The sequence below is a fragment of the Streptomyces sp. NPDC030840 genome, from assembly GCF_055572015.1.
Window position 1 is genome coordinate 1 of record NZ_JBVIEE010000046.1, and the last position, 4,516, is coordinate 4,516.

Annotated in this window: 2 protein-coding genes and 1 pseudogene; all 3 read right to left on the reverse strand. The window is 58.2% G+C overall.

Annotated features, from left to right (window positions below; all coding sequences use genetic code 11):
- Positions 1–234: 234 nt before the first annotated feature.
- Positions 235–2,229, reverse strand: a complete 1,995-nt coding sequence (locus ACZ49J_RS45315; protein WP_467457732.1) for a condensation domain-containing protein — start codon at positions 2,227–2,229, stop codon at positions 235–237.
- Positions 2,230–2,853: 624 nt separating this feature from the next.
- On the reverse strand, positions 2,854–3,549 hold the full coding sequence (locus tag ACZ49J_RS45320; RefSeq protein ID WP_467457734.1) for an LLM class flavin-dependent oxidoreductase: 696 nt from the start codon (positions 3,547–3,549) through the stop codon (positions 2,854–2,856).
- A 291-nt stretch (positions 3,550–3,840) separates the two neighbouring features.
- A pseudogene (locus tag ACZ49J_RS45325) lies at positions 3,841–4,360 on the reverse strand (transposase family protein).
- Between the last annotated feature and the right edge of the window lie 156 nt (positions 4,361–4,516).

Below are 4,516 nucleotides of genomic sequence, written 5' to 3' on the forward strand. Positions count from 1 at the left end.
CAGGGCGAACCGCTCAGCCGCCTCCATCCTCAGCCTCTCGCGAAAGGCCCGTCGCTCGCCGGTCAGCCCGCCCCCTTGCGCATACCTCATGCAGTTGGCATACCGCAGGGATCAAGGACCGTCAGCCCCTGCCGACATCATGCTTTGAAGGTCAGTAATGCACCATCAGCCAGAATGAAACGATTACGTTCGGAAATCGGATGGCTCCTGAGACCATGCCTGACCAGCGAAAACTCACAAGTCGTGTTCGGTTGGGATACGGTTACTGAATCCACCCATTATTTTCGCGATGGCCCTCAACGGCCGTGGGCTGAGAAGGTCATCGGGAAGCAATCCAGGAAACCCCTTGTCAGCGAGGTGGCGAACCAGCGCTGGTGTCAAGCTCGGATCACCACCAGCGAGCACGTATGAGTCGGCGAGGCTACCGACTGGAAATCCGTGGTAATGAGCGAAGACCGCGCAGAGCACCTGCTCTGTACTGCTGGTCGACACCTCAAGATCGGGGGCGACACCGGTGCCTTCCAGCCGGACTCGGCCCCAATTCATCAACCCCTCGCTCGCAGAGGGCTGCTCATCGAACACAGCGAACCAATGAGGCGTGATAATTGCTGGATTATCCGGCAGCGCAGCCAGCACGTGCTGCCGCAGTCTGCCCGGGGTAACGTCACGCTGTTGCGACACAACACGGGCAATCAACTTGCCAACTACATCGTGGTCAATCTCTTCCACGCCACATACACCGGGCGCTGTCACCTGCACCTCGACAAACTCGACTCCTGGCAACTCCATTAGGATATCAGTCAGCTCAGAGGTATTTATCCAGCTATGGTCTACATAAACCCAGTCAGCGCCTGGGTTGATGACTGGAACATTGAATTGCTCGACTATGTCGGAGATGGTCTGATCCTCAAGTTCTACACGATCAGCCCACTCCGCTATAATACCGGCGATAGCCCTTAGGGAATTCTCCAATTGAGACGGGTTGAGCACCGACTCGTGAGCCAACAGGAACAAGGCGTCCAGTTTACTACCGACCCCTCCAACCCTGAAATATAGGTCGGTATCATAGTCTTCCCAATCCACGTTCCGCTCCCATTCCAGCGGATACGACCGCCAGGGCAATATTTCCGGCCGGCTGGCGATTGCCTGCTTGGGAGTCTTATCGACTGGCAAGTAATTATAGTGCACAGACAAACGGAGATTTATGCCGCGAGTACTGGATGCACGGGACATAAGCTCGCGCATCCGCCAGTAGGAATACTGTCCGTGCCGGAGACCCAAAAGTGTCGCTCGAAACACCTCTCGAAGGGTCGCCTTGAGAGTGGCCCTGGGATGGACGTCCACAAATGAGAGTGCGGGCTGGAAGAGGCAGCCCACGACGTTCTGTGTGGCCTCTTCATGCCTGTTGATCGAGGCGGAATCGAATGCGCAACTTCGCTGCCCCGAGAGCGCGGAAACAACGATAGTGTAGGCAGTTGCGAAAACCGTCGAAGGTGTAACGTGATGCCTTTTTGCAATGCGCTCCGCAGAATGGGAAATTCCAGGCATGCAAAGAGTTGCGGCATCGAAACCAGAACCGCCGTTTCGCGCCCCTGGGTGATATGTATGGAACATCCTGCTGGGCATTCGGTCAAAGAAATCGCGGAAGTACTGGTCAGTTCGCTTGCTGATCCGCTCCGCGCGGGCGCGCTCAAGAGGTTGTGTAGGCGTACCCAATGGCACTGGGGAGTTTCCCCTACCTGCCAGAGTTTCGTACTCCCGCTGCAGGAGCATGATCGTGTGCCCGTCAATCGCAATGTGGTTTGCAACCAGGACGAGTTCATGCGGCTCATTTTCCTTCATTATGAGTCCCACCCTGACCGGCCAGTCGACAGAGACGTCCATCGATAGACTCATCAGGTGTGTAGCCAGGCACTGGGCGTCCTCGCCTTCGGCCCCAAGATGAATCTGCACGTGATAAGGCTCATGAATTCGCTGGACAGGGTGGCCATTGTCACAGATGGGAAATGTACTTCGTAGCACTTCGTGTCGACGTACCAACTCGTCGAGTATTTCTCCGATCACTGAAACGGTGGCCCCACTGGGGAGGGACCAGGTGGTTGTCGTGATGATGCCGCCATACTGAGGAGCTGCATGACTGAAGAACCAGTAATATTCCTGCCCTTGCATTAGAGGTCCCTGCCTCACCGGTCGAGAAGAGAAGGCCTCGATTGCGTTTTCAGTAAGCATAAATACCACCGGTCCCAATTTCGTCGCGACGGATCTGTTCAGTGGACAATTCCGCTGATGCACCACATAGTAATTATTGAGAACAATTGAACATGTGGCATAGAATCAGTCTATGTAGGCCAGATCATGGTGCCCAAAGAACCTGCGGACGCTCAGCTGGTTCCACTTGAGTCTGGCAAAGACACAGTGCGCCTTCTCGAGCAATAAACCATCCCCAGCATAAGTGCAGAACTGCCGAGTGGACCCAGCCCGCCGTCCGGGCTGGCAGCCCGGAAACGGGGCAGGACCGGGACGGTTCCCGTGTTCACTGCGACTCGTTCGATGAAGTAGGAGCCGAGCTCTGTCCCTGCGGCATCGCCACGGCTACCCCGCAGCTCTTCACCGTGGCCTTCCGACGCACATCCATATGAACGCCCAGGAGTTCCCCATCCGGTCGCCCGGTCCGGGGATGCGCCGCACCCGGCCCGTATCCACCAGATTTGAGCCGGTGAGTCCTTAAGAGACGTAACCACTGGTTCCTCTCGTGCTCCTCTCCGTCACGCTTGCCGGACCCACACCATCTGGCAGTACTGGTCCGTCCCGGCGTTGTCGGGGCCGCTCTCACCCTCCCCGGCACCTCCCGGGTTATGAGACAGAGAGAGCTGCGTATGTAGGCCGACAGTGCTGGCCTGACAAGCTCACGGACGGTCTCATTGTCCTCACCCAGGAAGGTGTGCACCACGACCACGACGTGGTCCGACCATCCATCCTGGCTCGCCTCAGACGCGGCCTTACGGTACTCGAAGATCTTCTCGCTTCGGAAAGTCTCGACGTCGCCAACGCTAGTGATCCAAACAGGCAACTCGGCCTGCGCCGGGGGAGGAAATGACCGCACCTTCGCAGGGTTTCCCATCCCGTCAGGAACATCGATAGCCTCTCCGCGCCATAGCGCCCGTACTTGCTCGACCCTCTCGAACATCTCAGTGCGGCAGTCCGCGTAGGCTGAAGGGTTAGCGCAAAGTCGGTAGCGTGCCATCCGGAGGCAAAGGACACGCCGACGCGACCATGTGATATATTGTCGACTACCGACCATTCCTCGGCTATCCGCAATGGGTGATGCAGGGGTGCTGCAACGCTGCCTGCCCGAATTTTAACGCGACTAGTGATCGAGGCAATCGCTGCACTGGTTACCGACGGATTCGGGTAAGTTCCTCCGAAATTATGAAAATGGCGTTCCGGTGTCCATATGGAATGGAATCCATGCTCGTCCGAGAAACGAGCGCCATCGATCAGTAGTCGGTACCGATCCCCCTCGGCGCATCCACGCGCATCCACTGTCATTGGCAAAGCAGAAAAGACTGAAATCCACCACACTTGCACCCCTCATCGATCAATGCAGAGCCGGGTCCAGGATGTACCAGCATCATTGATGCGCATTGGCGCTATGCTATGCAGCAGTGTCGAAGTCAAGTCCAGCGTTGACCCAACTGGTGACACGGATACGTGCCGCCGCTTGTCTCGCCGGCGGGACAAGCGGCGGCATGCGGCTTCATGCGGCTCGCGGCGCATACAAACTGCGACCGCATTCCCCATTTGACAGCAAGAAGATACTTCTTCAGTTTAGAGAATGTCTCACGTGGTGAGTTTCTCGAGTTTCTTGTAGCAAGTCAGGGCGGCTGCGAGGCTGAGGAAGGCGAGGAAGTGTTCTCCTTTTCGTTCGTATCGGGCGGTGAGGCGGCGATAGCCGAAGAGCCAGGCGATCGACCGCTCGATCTTCCAGCGGTGGCGGCCGAGGCGTTCACCGGACTCGATGCCGGGCCTGGCGACACGCGGGACGATGCCGCGTTCCCGCAGCCAGGCCAGGTGAGCGGCGGAGTGGTACGCCTTGCTGCCCTTCTTGCCGCGATCGACCGGGTTCGGCCCGGTCAGCGAGCCCCCTTTTTCGCGTCCACGATCGCCGCAGTCCAGTCGATCTCGCCTCTCGCGCCGAGTTCATCCAGCACCGCCTGGTGCAACCTCCGCCACACCCTCACTTTCGTCCAGGCCGTGAGTCCACCGGGGCTGTACCCCCGCCCTGCGGACGGGACTTGAACCCCGGCAACAACGGAGCAGTCAGCTCCCACAACCCATCCGGCACCAGCCGGCGCGACAGATCAACACCCACAGCCCGACATCATGCCGCAACGAGCTCGCACCACGTGAGACAATCTCTTAGAGGTCGTTTTCACCTAAGTTGCCCGTTTATCGGATGAATCCGCAGGTGGTGGATGACGGTACAGGCGGGGGCGTAGAGGCCGTCGATGCCGGC